Source organism: Acinetobacter sp. WU_MDCI_Abxd143 (assembly GCF_025514195.1).
Taxonomy (GTDB): Bacteria; Pseudomonadota; Gammaproteobacteria; order Pseudomonadales; family Moraxellaceae; genus Acinetobacter; species Acinetobacter pittii_H.
In genome coordinates, this window is record NZ_JAHPTH010000002.1 from 164,727 (window position 1) to 185,419 (window position 20,693).

The window sequence follows — 20,693 nt, forward strand, 5'->3', positions numbered from 1 at the left end:
ACTTTAACCATAAAAAAATTCTATAAAATACTCTATATCTAACAATACTTTTTCATTTATAAGAATTTTCTTTAACTCTTCTAAAAAACCTGTTTTATACCCTCCATTTTCACCTCTAGGGTTAGAGTCATATAGGTCAATAATTAAATTCTGCACAATATTAATTTGCAAAAAAAATCAAATAAATTTTTAGCAATGATATGTAATTCATCGCCTGAAATACATACTCCTATCTCGCCACTATTATTATTTATGTATACTATATTTACATCATGCTGTGTTAAAAATACTGTAGCACTTTCCCCCTCGAATATATCTTCAAACATATATTGAATATTATCTAACGAATCTTTTCCTAAAAAATCATTTATATTCCCTCCTAAATCAATATTAAAATCATTTTCAGGAATACAACTTAAATAGCTTTTAAACAGATCATCATTAACAAAATTAACCTGATTAATAAGGAATCTTTCACCATAAATTATTTCATTACATTCATCAACTTTCTTTAATAATTTTTTAAAACAAACTTGCACTATTAAGATTCCCTATTTAATACAATTAAATACTATCAAACATTTTATCGAAAAATTATCAAACTTTAAAAGATAAAAAACTTAAAAATATTTAAATGGATATCTTTCATATAAACCATCATTAATAGAATTAACTAATTTCTTAAATTGATCTTGTTCAACTTCATTAAGCTCTTCATGCATATCCAATTCTTCTTCAAGTTGCTGATAAGAAAATGCTATTTTAAGAAAGTTTTCAAAATTAATTTTCATATCTAAAAACTGATTAATATTCAAATACTCTCCTTGGTTATGATCATAAAACAAAATATTATTTTTTGTCTTATTTACAAACCACTCATCACCTTGACCAGTACGACCAATTATCCAAACTTTCTCACTAATTTCAGGATAATTTTCATGAAGATATTGATTTTCTTTTAATGCTGTTTCATATCCAAAAATTATAATATCGGGTGTAATTTCTATTTCTTTAAATTTACCTAAAAAAGATAAATAATTATCATTAAGTTGCCACAAGCTTATAGATTTTTTAATTTCATTCATCACAAATTTAATTAACACTTATGAAAAGTATAAGTATTATAAACCTTATACTTTTCATAAAACAAAAAATAAGTCAATTATTTGAGTAAACTACTAATTTACCATTAGGTAGATGATCATCCCAACCACATGGAAACCCACCATTTAAATAGACTTCAAGAATTTTTTTCCAGATTTCTGGGAAACAATCATTTGCATAACACTGAAAAATAATCCCTATATCTCTATACATTAATTCAGTAAGTATACAAGCTTCCCCATAAACCCATTTTTCTTTAGCACCATTAAATTCTTTTTGTTCAAAATCAAAATAATTATTCTGTTTTAACTTATATTTAATTTTATCATTCCATTCAAAATCATCTGGAAATACATTGGGTGTATCCGTTACAGTTTCCCACTCATCAAAAGTATCAAAGTCATCATTCGTAGCATAATTGATACCAACCTTAGCATCAGTAATGATTTTATAATCTCCACTCATCAGAAATGGTTTATTAAAGAAATTTCCTTGTTCTAAGAATGAAATAAAATCACTAGCATCTTTAGTCACTTGATCCCAACTTTTCATTTATTTGCCTCTCACATGATTTCTAACTGTATTTTTCCAATCTTTTTCTACACCAGCAGTTCCATTAGGATGTTGATTCCCATAAATAGTCTGCCCACCAACCTGTAATTGTTTTTTAAGTGCTGCTTGTATAACAGCTAACCTTTTACATCCAGATAGACCAGATTTCATTCTAGAAGCAACTCCTATTGCTGCTGTTGCGGCTTCATTATAACCAGCATGATATCCATAATGCGTTGTTTTACCGAATCCTGCTCCTGTCTTTTGCGGGACATTCGCATCTTTAGGTAAAGCAATTAAGTTATCTATATTATGCTCATCAAAACTCGAACATAATTTTCTCGCTGCAGTTACTGATGCAGTGTTTTTAGGAATAATATGATGTACTTGATAACCTTCCGGTAATTTTCCATGTACAGCTTCCCAGTTCCTTTGCCATTCCGACATTAATCCAAGTGGATCAATCCAACCAACAGGACTAGGACCGTATTGATAAAGGTTATATCCACCCAACAATCCAATCGGGTCTTTACTAATAAACCGCCCTACATACGGCGAATAATAACGATAACGGTTGTAATGAAGCCCTGTTTCCCCATCAAAATACTGACCTTGGAAACGAATGTTATTACTAATAATTTCTGAATTTTCAAAGAAATCTGACTTAGCCTGTTCTACCTTACACTCACCCCAAGCTTTATATTGAGCTTTCCAGATAATGGCACCTGTTTGGTTACTCATTTCTTGCGGTGTGCCTAAATGGTCGCAGTGATAGAACCATACATCATCAAAACCTTGGCTTTGTTTTACAGTATTCCAAAGAGGGTCTTTATAAATGCTATATGTTTTATCTGTCCAGTCTTGGGTTTGATGCAGTTCAATTGAGTGATGATACACTGCTTGTAACAAAGGCACGAAATTATCTTTTTCGTAGAAATAGTGTTTAGTTATATCAGCGCTAGATTCATACGCTAAAGTATCACCATCCCAACCATAAATAGTGTTCTGCTCTTGACCTGTATGGGGATGCTTACTTCTTTTTTGAATACGTCGACCTAAAGCATCGTAACGATACTCTGCCGTATATTGATTGTTTCGGCTACGAACAAGACGCCCTAATACATCCCACTCAAGATTTAAATCACCTTGTGATGACTTTTGTCGAATCAGTTGCCCAAAAGCATCATATTGATATTGTTGGTCAAGATATTCTTGTACGACGTTATTAACTAAGCGGTTATAACCAAGACCTTTTTCAGTGGCAGTGTGCTGTGAGGATTGCTCTTTGGTACTGTTATATCGATCTAGAATATTACTTGCCGGGTCAAAATTAAATGTCTCTTTTCCAAGCTTACTGGTCGCTTCTAATAAACGCCCAACAGGATCATATTTATAATGAACAGCCCCACGACGAGTATCCTTAATGAGCGTTAACTCACCTGTTTTATCGTAGTGATATAAGCGTTCAATCAATTGGTTGGTATGCTGGATAGCATTATTTTGAGTTTGGGCCTGATAGCCTTTATCATGCCCATTCAACATTAATTGCTGAGTTAAGCGCCCGACTTCATCATAACGTTGTTGTTGGCTAAGTCCATTTGCATAGTGTCGTAACGTCTCTCTATGTAAATCGTCACGCTCAAAACTAACAACATCTTCACCATTTAAAGCCACGCCATAGACATGTCCACTTCCATAAGTCAACCAATCTATTTTCTGCCCATCTGGTCGAATAGTTGTGGTTCGATTATTTAATTCATCATAAACATGTTTCCACACAGCTGTTTTCTTAGTTACAACATCTTGATGATGTTCTTTAATTAAATTGCCTGCGGCATCATAAAACCACTGTAAGTTAGTTTCAGCATTTTTAGCCTGAACTAAATTACCTAAACCATCATAAGAAAATTCTTCTGTTTGCTTTTCTTCAAGCTCTTGCCCATGATAACCATATCCTGCTGTACGTTGTTCTAAACGTCCCATGCTATCAAAAATAAATTGCTGAATACGGTCTTTAGGTGCAGCACGATCTTTGAAATCTTGACCATAGGCAGAAGCGACTTCAATACTACTAGTTAAACGACCATTATATTCATCGTACGTATAAACAGTTTCTTTGCCATCAAAATCAATTTCTTTTACTAATCGACCCGCAACATCATAAATAAATTCATAACTTGCGCCATTTTCATTAATTAACCGTTTTAAGCGACTCAAGCGGTCCCATTGATATTTTAAGGTTTGATTTAATGGGTCAATACGCTTAGTAATTAAACCAGCCGCATCATATTCATAACGTGTCTGCTGGCCTTTAGGGTCAATATGAACTAATAATCGACCTTCTTCATCATGAATAAAATGCTCTTCAGCTCCATCAGCGTGTTTAATTTTCTCGAGTTGTCCAAAAGCATTCAGCGGTAAGCCTTTTGCTAGAGGCTGTCTTGGTTCAGCAGTTAATTCCGTATAGAAATATTCAACTTTTTGCTTTAAAGCATTTTCAATAAATTTGACACGCCCGCGGTCATCATAGTGCCAGTGAGTTTCTTTACCAGAACAATCTGTATAAGTAACCAAGTTCCCTTGATCATCATATTTAAGAGTCTTCTTACCACCTTTAGCATCTTTAATGGAGGTTACCAATCCCATCGCATTATAGGTATAGGCTGTTTCATGCTTCAGCGGATCAATTTCTTTAATTATATTTCCTGAAGCATCGTATTCTTTAAACCAACGCCCCTGTTCAGCGTCAACAAAACCAGTCAGATTATCTTTTTCGTCGTATTCATAATAAAAGGTTGAGCCATCGGCCTGAACCATACTTAAGACATTACCGCGTTCGTCGTAGGTATACGATGTTTCTGTTCCATCTGTGGCAATATGCGATGTTATATTTTTTGCTTGGTCTCTAAAGAACCATTCTTGCAAATTGTCTGGATAAATAATTCGATAGGTGTAACCCGTAACACCATAATAGTATTCAGTCACGTTACCATCGATATCCATGACTGAAGTTACGCGAATGTTTTCATCCCAATCTAATTTAGTAGCGGAACTATAGTCATCGGCCCATTCTTCAATCGCTTTTGAGCTAGGTAAAACGCCATCCCACTTTAAGTTCATTCCTCTTTGAGTAAGATCAGTATAACGAGTCAATAAGTGAGCTTGGTATTGATAATCATAAGAAGCAGCAAACTCATTGGTTGCCTTAATTAAATCGCCTTGCTCGTTATATTGATATGCTGATAGTTGTCTAATGAGTTGACCATCTTCAACTAACCAAGCTGCAACAACTTTTTGCACATCATTAATTTGTAATGCTACATGCGCCAAAGTTTGTTGTTGCTGTTTAAATATAATGTCGGATAAATAGCTATCACTATTTTCTAATTCATAGTCATAACGTAGCCCGATACTAAATCCATTTTGACGTTCTATGGAGACTAAACGAAACTCATTTTTATATTTTTGATAGAAGCGAGTTTCTGAAACACCATATGAAATTGCTCTAACTTCAGGTGAGACAACTGTATAAGTGAAAGTTTCTACTTCATCATAGTAACTCTGCCCAACTTTTAGCTCTGGTAAGCGAACAGGACGGCCATCGCTGCCAATATACTCCCAACCTTCTTGCTCAATTGGTTCTTTAGGTTCATTTATGTTGTAACTAGAACAACGAGCAATCTTGGTTGTAAAAGGTGTAATCCACCGCGCTCCGAAAATCGATTGATCATACTGATATAAGTTCGAAACGTACGTTCTCGAAAATTGCTCTACCAATAATGGATGAATTTGGGCATCTGTATGATTTAAAAACTCAGTCCCCATGGCAAAAGTAATCGATCGTTTAGTCGCACCACCTTTACAGTTTTTACATGCATTCGCATTATGAGTCGCGTCGGGTTCAGTATTCGCCTTTTCTAATTTATTATTTTTCTTGTCATGTTTAACTTGTGTGGTTTGAGTTGGCTTAACTTGAGCTGCTTTCTTTTTCCTAAATTTAGAAGCACTCATTCTTAATACATCAAATAGCCACCCAATTGTTTGCGGCTGCGCTACATTTCCCAAGCCTTTAATTTTAGTATTGGCAGTAATACCAATTTTATTAATCGTTGCGCCTACATTTAATATCGGCTGCTTTAGATGTGCAGGAACTAAAGAAGTAACAACTTTAGCATTGGAGTTTGCTCCTGTTTTAATAAGAGCTTTCCCCAAGTTTTCAGTCATGTAAACCAAGTTTTTTCCAGCTCGCGTTAAATCACCACTTTTTATTCCCTTAATAACACCAGCAGCTTGCTGTTGAGCTCGGTTTGAATTTGATCCAGCATTTGTAAATACTTGGCCTTTTGTTACAACTCGAACAATTCCGCCATTAATTTGTGTAGTTGTATTTTGGACCGTTTTTCCACATTCAGACAAAATTGAATTTAGCTGTTGCAAACCCGTTTTACAAAATTTTTCTATCTCTCCTGCAACCTGATCATTTAAATGATTAGAGATCACTACAATTACTGCTTCACCTAAAGCAGCTTTACCTACACGTTTAACTTCTTGACGGACTAGAAACAAGGCTGGGCGAGCAGAGGTACGGATTGCTGTTGTTCCCGGAATAGGTACAATCCCAATCAGGTCAATACCCATTGTCGTCCAATCCATAATATCGGCATTTTGAAAACCTTTATCGTAGATATAGCAAATGTCAGAAACCACATCTATAGCAGCCATGACATTGCCAATAATTGGAATTGTTCCCATTACACTGGCTAGCAAGTCTAATGTCACAATTTGATGAGTATGACTTTTTAACCAGTCATCTATTTTTTGTTTTGAGTGACTAACATCTTTAATAGCAACTTCTGATAAGGGTTTAACAACTTCTGTTTTTCCAGACATTTTATTTCTCTACGAATTCTTTTTAAAAGGGCTTTGCAAATATTGAGGAAGAGCATTAGTCACCAAGCTACTGCCATCAACAGAACTTAATTTGCTGAAGTCATTTATTTTTTGAATTGATGCAAGATCAATGTTGTTACCTATTTTTTGGCCTACTTCTGAAATGGGTAAAAAGCTTTTTACTTGATCAGTCACTAATCCCTGCGCCTCTGTTTTTAACATTGGCATTAAAGCCTTTGCTCCTTCAGATTTTATGCTTTGTGCAGTTTGAATATTTTTCATAATATTCGCAGGATTGGTTAATTGTTTAGATAATTCACCGAGTCTGGACTGGGCTGTTTTACTCATTTGTGCAATTAATGAATCTGATTGTTCAGTATCCGCATCATTCTTATTTGGCCACTCAACTGGACGTTTAAAGTCACTTGCTGCATCCCAAGGATCACGGTGATCTGGTTCAAAGAAGACTTTTACTGCACCTGTTGCTAAGCCAGAAACTCTTGCAAATCCCTTATCATCTAACTTGCCAGTGACTTCTTTTCCTAAGTTATCAACAACCGTATAACTTCCACCTTTAACAAACTCACCATGCGCATAATCATGGATGAGCTCTAAATTTCCTGGGCTACGTTTGGGCGGAGACGGTAGTGAAGAACTAAAATTCGCACTTCCCCCCCCCATAAACAAATGCTGCCCAGCCTTCACCTCAAACTTACCGCCAGTGACAGGGAAAATTCCCGAGCCATTAATCTTGATTTGAGATCCACCCGCCGTAATAACGATTTCTTTAGAAGCACTAATTTCAATTTTGTCTTCAGTCGAAATCACCTGAACAGCTTTACGGGCAATTAAATCTGCACCATCGCCTTGTGCTTGTATCTCAACTTTGCCTTTGCCTGCATAGAGTCTTGCGCCTTCTTGCGCTGCAAAAAGGCTAATCTTGTTTTGAGCATGTGCGATTAAATTCTTTTGTGTAGACAGATTAATACTATCACCAGCAGTTTGACTTAACTGAGCATCTGCGCTGAGATGAATGTCTTCATTACTGGCTAGAGCAATACTATTAGGTGCCGTTAAAATCATCAAAGCTTGCTTAAAAGCAGCAGCTTTGTCTTGATCTTTTTCTTCAATTTGCTCTATGAACGTTTTTAAGTTCTCAAGAACTTCCAATGGATCAGTTTGCTGATTTTTAGCAACTTCACTGAGTGCCTTGGCATTGTTCAGACCGCCTTCGATTTGTTGTTTGGCCTCATTTGCATCTAGGTGTACATCTTGAGCTTGGTCTTGTTTATGGGTAATAATCAGTAACCCACTTCCCGCTCGCACCGCACCCCACTGGTCAGTTCTGAGTTCAAAGCCTTCACCACGACCTTCACTTTCCGCCTTGTCTTTTGGATGGCTTAAGTTACCCAAGTTGAGCTGGCTGGCTGCATGGCTACTTTGTAGCTGGGCACTGATTTGCCCTGTGGTGTCATCAAAACGGAGTTGGTTAAAACCTTTACCATCCACTTCTTCGGAGCGAATACCACTGAGTTTTTTAGTGTCGGGTAACTGGCCTTTCTGGTCGAACTGGGTCGGGTGACGTTCAGCTTCATGAATACGCCCCACCACAAATGGGCGGTCAATATTGCCGTCAAAGAAATCGATGGCAACAATCTCACCGACACGTGGTAAGAAGCGTGCGCCATAGCCTGCGCCCGCCCATGGAGTCAGCACATCAACCCAAGCGGAGTCAGTGTCATTGTCGTTACTTCCTGCCCCACCGTCATGGCTATGGTCGTCAGTTCGGGTAAACAGGAAACGGACTTTAATACGTCCCCACTGGTCGACATGAATGCTTTCACCCTCTAAACCCACCACTCTAGCGCGCTGCGGGTGAGCGGCTGGTCGGTGTTCTAGCGGGTTATATTCAGGCACAGCTTTAATGTTGCGTCGAACCACGTTCAGCTCAGCAAAGTGGCGCTGCTCAGGGTTTTGGCTATCGAGTTGAGCTGCCTTGAGCTTGTCTTTTGGCAACAGACGCTCAAGTTGCTGTTGTAATTCTTTCGGTAAATTATTCTGGTTGTAGTAGTGCTTGCTTAAAATTAAGAATTCTTTATCGGCACTGTCATGTTGGTCGAGTTCTGGGTGATCATTGAGTTCAAACCAGTAACCGACCTGTGCATCACGGACATTACCCGAAACGGTAAACTGTTTCGAACTTAGGTGATGGTAAGCATTGATGTGCTGGTTAAGCTGTTCAATCTGGCTATTGCCTGAAGCTGTAGCTTGGTCTTCGCCTTTTAGGTCCTGCATCCAAGCAGGGCTAACATGCCATGCATCTTCAAGGTTTAGGCTGGCATTGTCATAGTGTTCGCTGTGCTTTTGCGTGCCTTGTACGCTGCCACTACCTTCTTCTTGTTGTAGGGCATCGGCTTGCCAGCGTTGCACATGAACCGAGGTTGGTTGTAAGCGGCGCTCTGCCTTGACTTGGGTAATGGTATCGAACTGTTCTGTCGCACTGCTGCGTTGGTAGCGGAGGCTACGACGTTCAAGGGCTTGATAGTTTTGGTTATCGTCAATTAAACGTAAGACTTGTGGCTGAATGGAAGCATTCGGGTCAGCGACAAAAAGCTGTGATTCATCAATCAGCCAGTTAATGCCTTCACTACGCCACAAGCGAGTTAAAAAGTCATAGTCACTTTCGTTTGACTGCATCACAAATGGACGCACATCGTAGTCTTTGCTTAAACCAGATGTATCAAGGGTTAAGCTTGAGGCAAACAATGGGCTTTTGCCCTGCCATTCTTTAAACAGAATTTCACTAATATCCCGCACGCTTTTATTCATAAATACGCGGCTATTACGGCGTTTATGCCAGAGTGCTGTTGGGTCTTTTAAGGTGAGGTTATAAATGGTGAGTGAACCGTCGCTTTGCCCTTGGCTGGCTTGGGTAATAATGCCCGTAGTTCTAAAGAACTGGCCTGTATCTGTCACCTGATCGATGGCAACCTGACAGCCAATAAATTGTTTTAATGCAATATGCGCGTTTGTCGACAGACACAGTAACTCAGCAACGCTACCTTGGTTGAGCGTATGCTCGCCTTCAATACGTTGTAAGAAAACTTGATTGTTTAATGATGCGTTGGAAAATTGCACATGAAGAACGCGGTTCTGTGCGACCAACCCTAAACTATCTAAAATTTGAAATATTTTATGGGACATCATTATTATAAAAACTGAGTCATAATCATCGATATTTTATAAAAAACAGACAGAATTGTCTATTTATATAAAATAGCTTATCTTCCATGACTTAGATACTTTTTAGTTTATCTAAAAGAAAGATGGGCCACCAAAAAGTCTATAAATGCTCTCGTTTTGGCCGATAAATTAGAAGTGTTAGGATAAAGTAATTGAATACTTTGTAGCGGTAGTGAGAAATCGGGAAATAATCGAATTAAGCGATTTTGTTGAATATCTTCATCAACTAACCATGCAGGGCAAATCGCAATACCTAAAGATGAGAGAACCATTTGATGAATGGCTGTTACCGAGTTTGATTCATACTGACTTCGAATAAAAGGTAATGAATACTGATCACCTAAACTATTTTCCAAAATATATTGTGAATCTTGCCAGTTCAATAATGTGTGACCAATCCACGGAACATTTGCTAAATCAGATATATTTTCTACAGGATGGTTTTGTATAAATTGTGGAGTAGCAACAATATAAATTGGATATTCTCCGATTTTTCGAGTTTTTAGAGATGAGTTTTTTAAATTCCCTAGTCGAATAACCAGATCTAATTTTTCAGTCACTAAATCATCGAGAGATGAATTAAACGAATACTGTAAACGTAAATGTGGGTAAAGCCGACAAAACTCAGGAAGTAAAGGCAAAATGAAACGTTGGCCAAATTCATTGGTAGACGAAAACCGTAAAGTGCCTGTAATGCTTGTACCTAAGTGTTGGCTTCGCTCAAATGCTTCATCAATCTGAAGTTGGATTTGTTTAAAATCTTCATAAAAATGCTGACCAATTTCAGTTAATGCAATATTACGGGTGTTGCGAATTAATAGGCTTGTATTTAGCTGCTTTTCTAATTGTTTTATATCAATACTCACCATTGACCGGCTTAAGCCTAAAATTTCAGCAGCCTTGGTAAAAGAACCGGAATCAACGACTTGTAAAAAACTGGTAATTTGCTTGAGGTTTTTTTGCACAATTAAGCCAATTGTTTAAAATTATCAAACAATGATTTTACTTCGCTTGCATCGACAATAAAAGAGCTGGATCTTACCCTGCCTGCACGGAGGTAGGTATGTCTTATCGATATAAAATAGCAACAGTGTTTTTACTTGGGTTCTTTATTGATTGCATTAACATTTTTATGTCTGCAATTGCATTACCTCATATTGCATCGTCATTTTCAGTTAGCCAATCTATGGTCGCTTGGGTAACAAATGCTTATATTCTCGGCCTCATTTTAATTATGCCCATGAGTTTATGGTTAGCCACCAAGTTAGGAAACCAAAAGTTATTGTGTTATTCGATGCTGTTATTTTCGATAAGCAACTGTTTTATTGGCTTTAGTGAATCGATTTATAGCTTAATCTTTTGGCGATTTATTCAAGGTATCGCTGGAGGTTTATTAATTCCAGTCGGCCAAGCTCTCGTATATGCCCTATTCCCCAATCAAGAGCGCCAACGCATTTCTACAATGATTATGGCAATTGCCTTAATTGCTCCAGCTTTTTCACCTGCGATTGGCGGTGTGATTATTGATTCATTGAATTGGCGATGGGTATTCTTATCTAACCTTCCTTTTTCTTTACTTGCATCAGCCCTAGCATGGTTCTGGATTAAAAAAACAGAGAATGTGTCGAGTGAAAAACCAGACATAAAAGGCTTGTTTATTTTTAATATAAGCTTGTTATGTTTGTTATTCTCATTTTCATTCTATGGGGATTATCACAATCTCACGTCGGCTGTAAGCAGTTTTCTAATTTCGGTCGGAATGCTTATTTTTTATATTCGACATGCGAAAAGAATTTCCCATCCTATTCTTAATCTTCAATTATTAAAAAATAAAAATTTACGTAATGCATTTATTGTCTATTACGCCGTTCCGGGTATTTTTACAGGCGTTAATTTACTCAATATTTTTAATTTACAACTTAACTTCGGCTTTAATGCAAAACAAACTGGTTTATTCATGTTGCTCTATGCAACTGGGGCACTCGCAGCCATGATTAGTGGTGGCCTGCTCTATCAAGGGTTAGGAAAAAAGTCTTTTCTTATTATTGGAATAACCCTACATAGCTTTGGCATATTTCTTTTGTTTTGTATTTCAAACACAAGCCCTTTAAGCTTTTTAGTGATTTCTTATTTATTGATGGGTATGGGGGGCGGTCTAAGCGCCAACATTTCCCAAATTAGCTCACTAATTGATTTTTCAGGCCAAGATTTATTACAAGGAAGTGTGCTCTGGAATATTAATCGACAAGTTTCATTTAGTGTCGGTACTGTTGTACTGATTTCAATATATAACTTGATGTCTAGCTCAAGCGATCTGCTTCGCTATCAACATACTTTTTTAATTGCAGCTTTACTCTGCTTACTTTCACTCATTCCCGTTTTAAAGGAGAAAACCTATGTCTAAACAAATGGATCAGGCTATTCAAAGTGTCATTGACCTACATGTTTTGATCGAAAATGTATTTACAGGAAAAAATGCAGAGCAAAGTCTGAGCCCGCTTTTAGATAGCTTTGATCAAAATTTTAAGATGGTCACGGTTCAAGGTCAGAGTATTGGTTTAGCCGAAGTTAAAAACTTATTTAGTCAAAATATTGGAAAGAAACCCTCTTTAAAAATCGACATTATTAAGAGTACAGCTTTATACGAATTTGAAAATTATTGTTGGGTGCAATATCAGGAACATCAGCAAACTGATGGAATCGAGACAGTACGCACTTCGACGGCCTGCATTAAAGTAGAAGATAAAAAATGTTATTGGCTGTATTTACATGAAACTTTAGTTCCTTCATCTTCTTAACTCATCTAAAGTAGCTTAAAGATGGCACCTATTTTGCTTATTTGTGAGTAATTTTTGGGTATAAAAAGCCCCATGCAAAGGGATGGGGCTAATATTTACATTTTTAAGAAAGTTAATTTTTTAATCTTATTCCTGATTAATCATCGTATGTGCCCATGCCGATAAAGACTCTAAAACAGGCTTAAAAGATTGACCCAACTCAGTCATTTCATAGACTACTTTAATCGGTGCTTTTTCACCATAAACAGTTCTGGAGATTAAGCCACTTTGCTCTAATTGTTTAAGTTGAAGACTTAAAGTCATTTCTGTGATTGTTGGCATTAATTGATTGATTTCATTAAAACGTTTTGGCCCATCTTTTAAGTAATACAAAATAACGCCTTTCCATTTTCCACCCACCAAGTCCATAGCCATACTGATATGACATGGATAAGTTTTTCCATTCATACTGATTTCACATTTATTTTTAGTATTTGCCATTTTTAATGCCACCTATCAACTTTGATAGTTATTGTACACCCATACTATAAAAATTATAGTGACTATGATTTTTATAGCTACAAGGCATTATTATGGCTTTACTTATTTTGGCCCATCCCTACTACGCTCAATCAATTGCAAATAAAACAATTGTGAATGAACTTATAAAAACCTATCCGGACCTTGAAGTGCGAGATATTTTCCAGCTTTATCCAGACTATAAAATTGACGTGAGTGCTGAACAAGAAGCGTTATTACGCCACGACACCATCATTCTGCAATATCCGATGTTCTGGTTTAATATGCCAGCAATCTTAAAGTTATGGTTTGATGAAGTTTTTACTTATCAGTTCGCTTATGGCTCTCAGGGCGACAAATTAAAAGACAAAAAAGTCATTATTAGTATGACGGTTGGGCAAAAAGAAGCTGATATGGTGAATGTCCAAGAAAATTTAATCGATAGCTTTTTAAAAGCGGTTCAATATTCAGTTCAATATACGCAAATGCAATTAAGTGGCACTTATTTGCTTTATGACGTATCACCTTTATCGGGTAATTCGGAGTCTAAAATTCAGTTAAAATCGGTTGAGCATGGCCATAAAGTATTAAAGCATTTAACTGAAGCATAATGTCAAAAGAGAGCATCAATATCGATGCTCTCTTTTAGTTTAAGCTACAGGTGCAAAGGTAAATAGTTTTTACAGTTTGTCCTTGTAATGATTTCAACCGTCATCTACAACTAGCCACCCAGTCCCTTCGTACCGTATAAGCACATATAAGTTCCAATAATTAAGGCCCCTTTCACTAAGAGGCTTAAGAATGAATTATAAGATTGAGAATGTTAAGGAAGCAGAATCACCTTACGGCAGTCCTCTTCTCTTTCATTAAAAATGCGGTATCCCTCTGCGGCATCTTCTAATTTCATTCGGTGGGTAATAATCGTTTCAGGTGTTAATTCGCCGCGCTCAATCAGTTCTAAAAGTTGCGGTAAATATTGATGCACATGGGTTTGACCCATTTTAAAAGTTAGTCCTTTATCAAAAGCATCGCCAAATAAGAAACCATGAATTGGGCCTGCATATACACCCGGTACGCTGACCACCCCACCACGGCGAACTGCCGCAATGCATTGACGCAGTGCTGCACCACTTGAACCTTCAAGCTTTAAATTGGTCAGGACTGTTTCAATCACACTGCCTTTTGCCTCGAAGCCAATGGCATCAATCACAGCATCGACACCACGGTAATTGTCGGTATGTTGAATAATAAATTCAGCAGCATCGACTTCGTCAAAATTCACTGGAATAGCGCCGTATGTTGCCGCTGCATAGTTCAATCGATAGTCATTGTGATCGACCATAAATATCTTTTCAGCACCGAGCATCTTGGCACAAGCAGCACTTAACAGTCCGACTGGACCAGCCCCATAAATTGCAACGGTTGAGCCACGTTTCACTTGGGCATTGGACACGGCTTGCCAAGCAGTCGGTAAAATATCGGTCAAGAAAAGTACTTTTTCATCTGACAATGAGGTTGGCACTTTAAAAGGGCCTTTATTGGCTTTTGGCACACGCACATATTCCGCTTGCCCGCCCGGTACACCGCCATAAAGATGACTATAGCCAAATAAAGCGGCACCTGGTGGAATCTGCTTTTTATTAATAATTGCGCCGCGCCCTGTATTCGTGGTTTCGCAAGCAGCAGTTAGGTCAAGTTGGCAAAAGAAACATTCACCACAGGCAATCACAAAAGGAACAATGACACGATCACCCTTTTTTACTGCGGTGACGGCTGGACCGACCTCTTCAACCACACCCATAAATTCGTGCCCAAAGATATCGCCCTGCTCGGTTCTAGGAATTTTGCCTCGATATAAATGTAAGTCAGAGCCACATATCGCTGTGGCTGTCACGCGTAAAATAATGTCATCTGGTTCTTGAATAATAGGGTCTGCTACTGTTTCTACTCGAACGTCTTCTGCACCGTGGTAAGTTAAAGCGCGCATATTGTTATTCCTCTATTTTCTATCATGTCCTTTGATTATGAGGAGGCTTTCTTTACGGTTTGCAACGATTCTTACTTTTCACGTAAGACATATAGTTCAAATGCAACGCGATAGGAATTTCAGTAACATTTAATGAATCTAAGATTGTTTCAGCTAGGGATGTTTTTGTTATTTACCCCAAACAAAAAAGCCAATCATCTCTGCAATAAAATGATTGGCTCTATTCTAATATTTTGAATTAATCTAACTTAAGTTGTTGTCTGAGCTTTAAGATATCGACCAGACCTTTATCTCTGGTTTGATATAAATCGATATCTTTATATTGTGTTAATAGCTGGTTGGTTTGTGTTTCCAATAACTCTGTTGTCTCGTCTGAATGTTGAAATGCATGCATATCATTCCACCATTCTGTCATTGGTGGGCCTAAATGATGAATTGCTTCTTTAAAGCCCTTTTGATTGGCAAGCTGCATATTAATGTAGGGACCAAATAACGCCCATCTTAAACCCGGCCCACTGGTAATCGCGACATCGACATCTTCGGCAGAACACACACCTTGTTCAACCAATGAAAAAGCTTCTCGCCATAACGTAGCCTGCAAACGGTTTGCGACATGCCCTTTTACTTCTTTATTTAAAACAATTGGATTCTTGCCCAACTGTTTATAGAACTCAGAAGCCTGTTTTAAAATTTGAGGATCAGTCAAATTACCGCCAACGATCTCGACCAAAGGTAAGAGATGAGGCGGATTAAAAGGATGACCTAATAAAATACGTTCAGGATGTTGCGCCTCTTTTTGAAAATCAGACACTTTTAAGCCCGATGAACTTGAAGCAATAATGGTATGTTCAGGGCAATATGCCGTGATTTCTTGATATAGCTGTTGTTTCACATCGAGACGTTCAGGGGCATTTTCCTGAATAAAATCTACGTCTGAAACTGCATCTTTTAAACTATTAAAAATTTCCAGATGAAGCAGTACATCTTGCGGAGAATAACTGTGTTCAGCGTTTTGGTCTAAAGCCAATAAATCATTTAAATTTGCAGATATTCTTTTTTTAAAGACCGCTTCATCGATCGGATACGGGTCGTAAACATTAACTTTAAATCCTTTATATAAAAATAAGGCCGTCCAACTCGCACCTATTACACCAGCTCCAACAACACCAACCGTTTTAATGACTTCCATATTTTCCTCGTACAAATGTTGTTTTATCCGAAATTTCTTTACTCAAATGAATGCTTAAATAAACATAGCAGATTCAACCAATCAATAAATTTAATTGTTTATATTTTATATAATTTGTCCTATATTCCTTAGCTTGAAAATTTATTCCTTTCATCTATATAGCTTCATCTTTTACCATTTTTTAACCGTTATTTATTGAATTTTATGTCAAAAAATCTAGCAACATTGATTGGTTTAAGCGCCATTCTCATGTGGGCATCTCTGGTCGGCTTAATGAAACAAGTCAGTGCCGCCATTGGGCCTGAGCTAGGTGTTACCTTTATTTATTCTTTAAGTGCGCTACTGTTGCTTGCCATTTTCAAAGTTCCAGATTTTAAGCAGATCTCTAAAAAATACTTAATATTTGGCACAATTCTGTTCGTGGCTTATGAAGTGTGCTTCTCATTTGCAATTGCTTATTCTCAGACAGCACGGCAAGCAATTGAAATTAGTATTGTTAACTATCTGTGGCCGAGTTTAACGGTTTTAGCTTTTGTTATTTTTAAGGAATTAAAGTTTAATTTCCTTATTATTTTAGGTCTAATGCTTTCAATTTTCGGCATTATTTTTATTCAAACTGGAAGCGGTGATTTTAGTCTAAATAGTCTTGTCGATAATTTTCATAGCAACCCACTGAGCTATATTTTGGCATTTGCAGGCGCCATCATTTGGGCTTTTTACTGTGTACTCACTAAAAAATTAAGTAATGGGCAAAATCCAATTTCCATTTTCTTTGTTGGTGTCGCGCTCACGCTATGGTTCAAGCTGCTTGTATCGGGGCAATTCGCTATTCCGTCAATGGATATTCCAACCGTCATCACCCTTTTAGTAGCGTCTGCTGCCATGGGTTTTGGTTATGCCGCGTGGAATATTGGCATCATTCATGGAAACATTACCGTGCTTGTGGTGGCCTCTTATTTCACCCCGATCATTTCGTCTATTTTGGCGATGTTTGTTTTACAAACTCAACTTTCAATGAGCTTTTGGCAAGGAACAGCAATGGTGACGGCCGGTTCCTTTATTTGCTGGGTTTCAACCAACTGGTCTGTGATTCAGCCCTTCTTTAAAAAATTAAGAAAAGGCCAAAAAGCATTGTAGATGTACCAAAGTGAATTTTTTAAGTATGCGATAACTCCGACGAAGAAGAATTCCCCCATTGCCCAAAGCGTGCTAACATCCAAATTCTGACAATTACCAATGTCAAAATAATTTCTAGAGGGAATAAGATGTTAAAAACTCAAAAAATCAACATCGTACAAGAATTTGATGCACCCGTAGACAAGGTCTTCGCGACTTTAAGTGAGCATGAAAACCTAAGTAAACTTTTCGCTCCTGCTAAAGTGACTCGTATAAGCGACGGAAAAGACGCTCGTAATGGTGTTGGCTCTGCGCGCAAAATGTCTATTCCATTGACCCCTTCATTTGTAGAAACCAATTTAGTTTATAAAGAAAATGAACTGATCGAATATGCAATTACGAGCGGCATTAGCCCAATTAAAGCTCACCGTGGTGTAATGAAATTTACTGATTTGGGAAATAATCGTAGTCGTTTGGATTACACCATTAGCTTTAAAGGCCGCGTACCATTTATTGGCCCTATTATTAAAGCCGCTCTACAAAATGGTGTGAGTCGCGGGCTTAAAAAACTTAAGTTTTAATCGACTAATATCCACAAAAAAAGCCCAATCACGGGCTTTTTGTTTTAAGGTTTAAGTTGAATACTCAGATAGCATAAATAAAAAGTAATCTAATAATTTATCCCGTTCATCTACGCTATTGGCACTTAACAACTGAACCATTGCTCCATCAATCGCAAATAGAAACATGTGGGCGTCTTTTATTGAAGCGGTAGTTTTTACAGTAAGAAGCAGCTTATAAAGCTCATTTATAAACCAGTTTCTATAATCAACAACCACTCGATAAGCCGTTGCATAACACTTTTCAATTTCAAAAATTGCTTTAAATGGTAAACGGTAAAACCCATCTAAATTGGCATGTAAAAAGTAAATTTGCTTGATTTTATCGAACACCATAAGTCCGCTGTATGAATTGATAATTGAAAGGACTTTTACTTTGAGCGCATCCGTTTGAAAGGTTAAACACATCTCGATCAGTCGTGCTTTTGAATGAAAGATGTTATAGAAAGTCGCTTTGGGAATTTTGGCCTCAGCAATAATTCGGTCAACTCCGACCTTGTTAAACCCATTTTGAGTAAATAAATCTTTTGCTGTGTGCAGCACTCGTAGTGCTCTAAATGAAGCTTCTAAATTTGGCATAGTTATACCGTTTAAAATAATTTTTTGTTGTATGTAAAAGAGATAGAAATACCGTCACTCTTAAATTGAGTGCTAAAAACAGGCATGTAAAAGCCGCACAATAATGGTGTGCTCGCCTACCTCGGTTTTATTGTTGCTATGTTTTAGTCGTAACAATGTTTAGGCGTAAAAACCTAGAGTCGATTAAACCGATTTATAAACTGTTTAAGCGGTATGGCTAGAGAGAGTTTGGCAAAGGCCAATAAATGAGAAGAATTAGTACGCATAGCGGACTCCTAGATGAAATAGAAGTTCTACCTAATCACTGTCAAATGATTATGGTGGCAGAACGAAGGCGGGTTGACAGACCAGTCATCTAGGAACTGGCACGCACAAGGCGTCCCTCCTCCGTCCTACCGCTACGAAGGGGGACGAACGAGTTCAACACCAAAAAATTACTTTTTTGATGTTCTAGATGATGACGGCCTGTCAAAGCCGACTGGCAATGTAGGCCAGCCCGCAAAGGATAGTATTCGCTTTTGTTGGCGTCAAGCGTGGGAAATGACATTTGTATTAAAGTAGAGCGGTTAAGTTTTAAATTATTTTCAAGTTTTGAAGATTTAAAAAACTAATTAAATATTGATATTTAGGATCTGTTTGTCTAGTTATAAAAATTAAATAAAAACTCAAGAATGAAATAACTATCTCTGCTAAATAATTATGGTAGCAGAACGAAAAAGAGTTAGCAGACTGGTGCCAAAGAGACCAGCACATCCTAAGATGTCCTCTTTCCGTCCTACTAGAAAGAAAGGATATTATTCACTTTTGTTGTCGTCAAGCGTACGAAATGACAATTGTATCAAAGTAGAATGATTGGGAAGAATAAAAGTTATTTAGTGGACAAGAATATAATTTAGCTTATTATGAAATTTCTAATATTTTTAGTATGATATATTTTCATTATAAAAATGATTAGAGTTATCTAATGACATTAAAGTCTTTATATATCGAGTTTTATTATGGAGAACATACTGCTCAAGAAAAAACGGAAAAGACTAATAAATATATTGAAGAAAATGAAAATTTTCAAATAGATTACTTTACCGAATTACTACTACCATTTAATGATTATAATTCTTTATTACTTCGAATAATAAACTTAACAGACCCTAGTTTTTCATATAATTGTATTGAAGCAGAAATATTAGCAGCTAGATTTTTTTTAAATATTTTAAATAATTATCAGCAATATAATTTAAGCCCAGTTCAACTATGTACTATTTTCAATAATTTAGAAACAGGTTTTATGGGTGCTCCAAGAAATCTTCCAGATAACATCATTTATTACCCTACTTGGCTACAATCTTTTTACGATGCTTGCGATTGGTGTGATGAAACATGGACTTTAGAGAATTCTCCTCACCTAATTGAAGCCACAAAACAGCAAATCCATGTTATAGAAAAATGGCTATTCCTCAAATAGTGACAAGGCATCTTTATTGCCATTTTCTGCTGCTTTTCTTAGCCACTTTTCGGCTAATTCATTGTTTTGTTGTACGCCTTCACCTTTATAGTACATCATCCCTACTGTAAATTGCGCTTCGTCATTTTCCTGTTGAGCAGCTTTGCTATACCATTCGAATGCTTTCTTATAATCTTGTTTTACACCTATCCCAAGAGCATATATCGCTCCCAAGTTATTTTGTGCTTTTTCATTTCCTTGCTCAGCCGCTTTGCTATATAACTCAAAGGCTTTTTTATTATTTAGCTCTACGCCCTTGCCCAAGAGCATACATTGCTCCCAAATTATCCTGTGCCTCTGCATTTCCTTGATTAGCAGCTTTGCTGTACCATTCAAATGCCTTTTTATAATCTTGAGGAACAACTTCTCCCTCTACATATAATTCACCAAGTTTTGCTTGAGCTCCTGCATCGCCTTTTTCTGCTAAATGCGAAATATCTTTAAAATCTGGTTGATGACTACAAGCTAATAAGTTGATTGCTACGAAAATAATGCCGATTTTTTGAAGTTTTTTTCTTAAAATAAAAAACATAATAAATATTAAATTTCTTGTGATGATAAATATATTGAATGAATTTTAGCATAAATCCTCAAGTACAATTGACTCAAAACCCAA

Annotated in this window: 15 protein-coding genes and 2 pseudogenes; 6 read left to right on the top strand and 11 right to left on the bottom strand. The window is 37.0% G+C overall.

The annotated features are described in order from the left end of the window. Nucleotides 1-3 precede the first annotated feature (3 nt). The 6 genes and pseudogenes from KTI79_RS05515 to KTI79_RS05540 form a co-directional block, all read right to left on the bottom strand. Nucleotides 4-539, bottom strand: a pseudogene (locus KTI79_RS05515) (hypothetical protein). A gap of 81 nt (nucleotides 540-620) precedes the next feature. Then, nucleotides 621-1,085, bottom strand: coding sequence for a hypothetical protein (locus KTI79_RS05520; protein WP_050679105.1), 465 nt, complete (start codon nucleotides 1,083-1,085; stop codon nucleotides 621-623). 73 nt (nucleotides 1,086-1,158) lie between these two features. Then, on the bottom strand, nucleotides 1,159-1,656 hold the full coding sequence (locus KTI79_RS05525; RefSeq protein WP_032053514.1) for a hypothetical protein: 498 nt from the start codon (nucleotides 1,654-1,656) through the stop codon (nucleotides 1,159-1,161). Next, nucleotides 1,657-6,546, bottom strand: a complete 4,890-nt coding sequence (locus KTI79_RS05530) for an RHS repeat-associated core domain-containing protein (RefSeq protein WP_079284140.1) — start codon at nucleotides 6,544-6,546, stop codon at nucleotides 1,657-1,659. It lies immediately after the preceding gene. Nucleotides 6,547-6,555: 9 nt separating this feature from the next. Beyond that, nucleotides 6,556-9,753, bottom strand: a complete 3,198-nt coding sequence (locus tag KTI79_RS05535) for a type VI secretion system Vgr family protein (protein WP_086375751.1) — start codon at nucleotides 9,751-9,753, stop codon at nucleotides 6,556-6,558. Between the two features lie 104 nt (nucleotides 9,754-9,857). After that, nucleotides 9,858-10,754 carry a LysR family transcriptional regulator gene (locus tag KTI79_RS05540; RefSeq protein WP_032055861.1) on the bottom strand — a complete coding sequence of 299 codons (897 nt, stop codon included), beginning with the start codon at nucleotides 10,752-10,754 and terminating at the stop codon, nucleotides 9,858-9,860. A 98-nt stretch (nucleotides 10,755-10,852) separates the two neighbouring features. Here KTI79_RS05540 and KTI79_RS05545 point away from each other — a divergent pair, with 98 nt between their 5' ends. Next, nucleotides 10,853-12,193, top strand: a complete 1,341-nt coding sequence (locus KTI79_RS05545) for an MFS transporter (RefSeq protein ID WP_086375752.1) — start codon at nucleotides 10,853-10,855, stop codon at nucleotides 12,191-12,193. Continuing rightward, nucleotides 12,186-12,587 carry a hypothetical protein gene (locus tag KTI79_RS05550; protein WP_032055870.1) on the top strand — a complete coding sequence of 134 codons (402 nt, stop codon included), beginning with the start codon at nucleotides 12,186-12,188 and terminating at the stop codon, nucleotides 12,585-12,587. The genes KTI79_RS05545 and KTI79_RS05550 overlap by 8 nt, the downstream gene beginning before the upstream one ends. Nucleotides 12,588-12,713: 126 nt before the next feature. On the opposite strand, the gene KTI79_RS05555 is transcribed toward KTI79_RS05550, so the two are convergent. Continuing rightward, nucleotides 12,714-13,067: a winged helix-turn-helix transcriptional regulator gene (locus KTI79_RS05555; protein ID WP_032055872.1), complete on the bottom strand. Its 354-nt coding sequence runs from the start codon at nucleotides 13,065-13,067 to the stop codon at nucleotides 12,714-12,716. A 92-nt stretch (nucleotides 13,068-13,159) separates the two neighbouring features. On the opposite strand from KTI79_RS05555, the gene KTI79_RS05560 reads away from it, so the two are divergent. Then, a complete protein-coding gene (locus tag KTI79_RS05560) occupies nucleotides 13,160-13,696 on the top strand; it encodes an NAD(P)H-dependent oxidoreductase (protein WP_032055874.1) in 537 nt (178 codons plus the stop codon). Nucleotides 13,697-13,908: 212 nt separating this feature from the next. Here the strand turns inward: KTI79_RS05560 and KTI79_RS05565 are convergent, their stop codons facing one another. Together KTI79_RS05565 and KTI79_RS05570 are read right to left on the bottom strand one after the other, a co-directional pair. Beyond that, on the bottom strand, nucleotides 13,909-15,072 hold the full coding sequence (locus KTI79_RS05565; protein WP_086375753.1) for a zinc-dependent alcohol dehydrogenase: 1,164 nt from the start codon (nucleotides 15,070-15,072) through the stop codon (nucleotides 13,909-13,911). 238 nt (nucleotides 15,073-15,310) lie between these two features. Then, a complete protein-coding gene (locus KTI79_RS05570) occupies nucleotides 15,311-16,261 on the bottom strand; it encodes a 3-hydroxyacyl-CoA dehydrogenase NAD-binding domain-containing protein (protein ID WP_032055878.1) in 951 nt (316 codons plus the stop codon). Between the two features lie 204 nt (nucleotides 16,262-16,465). Here KTI79_RS05570 and yddG point away from each other — a divergent pair, with 204 nt between their 5' ends. After that, nucleotides 16,466-17,398: an aromatic amino acid DMT transporter YddG gene (yddG, locus tag KTI79_RS05575; protein ID WP_032055879.1), complete on the top strand. Its 933-nt coding sequence runs from the start codon at nucleotides 16,466-16,468 to the stop codon at nucleotides 17,396-17,398. A 128-nt stretch (nucleotides 17,399-17,526) separates the two neighbouring features. After that, a complete protein-coding gene (locus tag KTI79_RS05580; RefSeq protein ID WP_032055881.1) occupies nucleotides 17,527-17,958 on the top strand; it encodes an SRPBCC family protein in 432 nt (143 codons plus the stop codon). A 51-nt stretch (nucleotides 17,959-18,009) separates the two neighbouring features. On the opposite strand, the gene KTI79_RS05585 is transcribed toward KTI79_RS05580, so the two are convergent. Next, the gene (locus KTI79_RS05585; protein WP_086375754.1) at nucleotides 18,010-18,576 is read right to left on the bottom strand and encodes a TetR/AcrR family transcriptional regulator; all 567 of its coding nucleotides are present in this window, start codon (nucleotides 18,574-18,576) and stop codon (nucleotides 18,010-18,012) included. A gap of 964 nt (nucleotides 18,577-19,540) precedes the next feature. On the opposite strand from KTI79_RS05585, the gene KTI79_RS05590 reads away from it, so the two are divergent. Then, entirely contained in the window at nucleotides 19,541-20,038 is a 498-nt protein-coding gene (locus KTI79_RS05590) for a hypothetical protein (protein ID WP_032055885.1), read from the top strand. Here the strand turns inward: KTI79_RS05590 and KTI79_RS05595 are convergent. Further along, nucleotides 20,024-20,609, bottom strand: a pseudogene (locus KTI79_RS05595) (tetratricopeptide repeat protein). The gene KTI79_RS05590 and the pseudogene KTI79_RS05595 sit on opposite strands and share 15 nt — an antisense overlap. Nucleotides 20,610-20,693 lie beyond the last annotated feature (84 nt).

Bases quoted from the DNA above. Each gene is read 5' to 3' on its own strand.
- KTI79_RS05565 (WP_086375753.1), bottom strand. From the start codon at position 15,072: ATGCGCGCTTTAACTTACCACGGTGCAGAAGACGTTCGAGTAGAAACA.
- KTI79_RS05520 (WP_050679105.1), bottom strand. From the start codon at position 1,085: ATGAATGAAATTAAAAAATCTATAAGCTTGTGGCAACTTAATGATAAT.
- KTI79_RS05580 (WP_032055881.1), top strand. From the start codon at position 17,527: ATGTTAAAAACTCAAAAAATCAACATCGTACAAGAATTTGATGCACCC.
- KTI79_RS05555 (WP_032055872.1), bottom strand. From the start codon at position 13,067: ATGGCAAATACTAAAAATAAATGTGAAATCAGTATGAATGGAAAAACT.
- KTI79_RS05535 (WP_086375751.1), bottom strand. From the start codon at position 9,753: ATGATGTCCCATAAAATATTTCAAATTTTAGATAGTTTAGGGTTGGTC.
- KTI79_RS05560 (WP_032055874.1), top strand. From the start codon at position 13,160: ATGGCTTTACTTATTTTGGCCCATCCCTACTACGCTCAATCAATTGCA.
- KTI79_RS05530 (WP_079284140.1), bottom strand. From the start codon at position 6,546: ATGTCTGGAAAAACAGAAGTTGTTAAACCCTTATCAGAAGTTGCTATT.
- KTI79_RS05570 (WP_032055878.1), bottom strand. From the start codon at position 16,261: ATGGAAGTCATTAAAACGGTTGGTGTTGTTGGAGCTGGTGTAATAGGT.
- KTI79_RS05525 (WP_032053514.1), bottom strand. From the start codon at position 1,656: ATGAAAAGTTGGGATCAAGTGACTAAAGATGCTAGTGATTTTATTTCA.
- KTI79_RS05545 (WP_086375752.1), top strand. From the start codon at position 10,853: ATGTCTTATCGATATAAAATAGCAACAGTGTTTTTACTTGGGTTCTTT.
- yddG (WP_032055879.1), top strand. From the start codon at position 16,466: ATGTCAAAAAATCTAGCAACATTGATTGGTTTAAGCGCCATTCTCATG.
- KTI79_RS05585 (WP_086375754.1), bottom strand. From the start codon at position 18,576: ATGCCAAATTTAGAAGCTTCATTTAGAGCACTACGAGTGCTGCACACA.
- KTI79_RS05590 (WP_032055885.1), top strand. From the start codon at position 19,541: ATGACATTAAAGTCTTTATATATCGAGTTTTATTATGGAGAACATACT.
- KTI79_RS05550 (WP_032055870.1), top strand. From the start codon at position 12,186: ATGTCTAAACAAATGGATCAGGCTATTCAAAGTGTCATTGACCTACAT.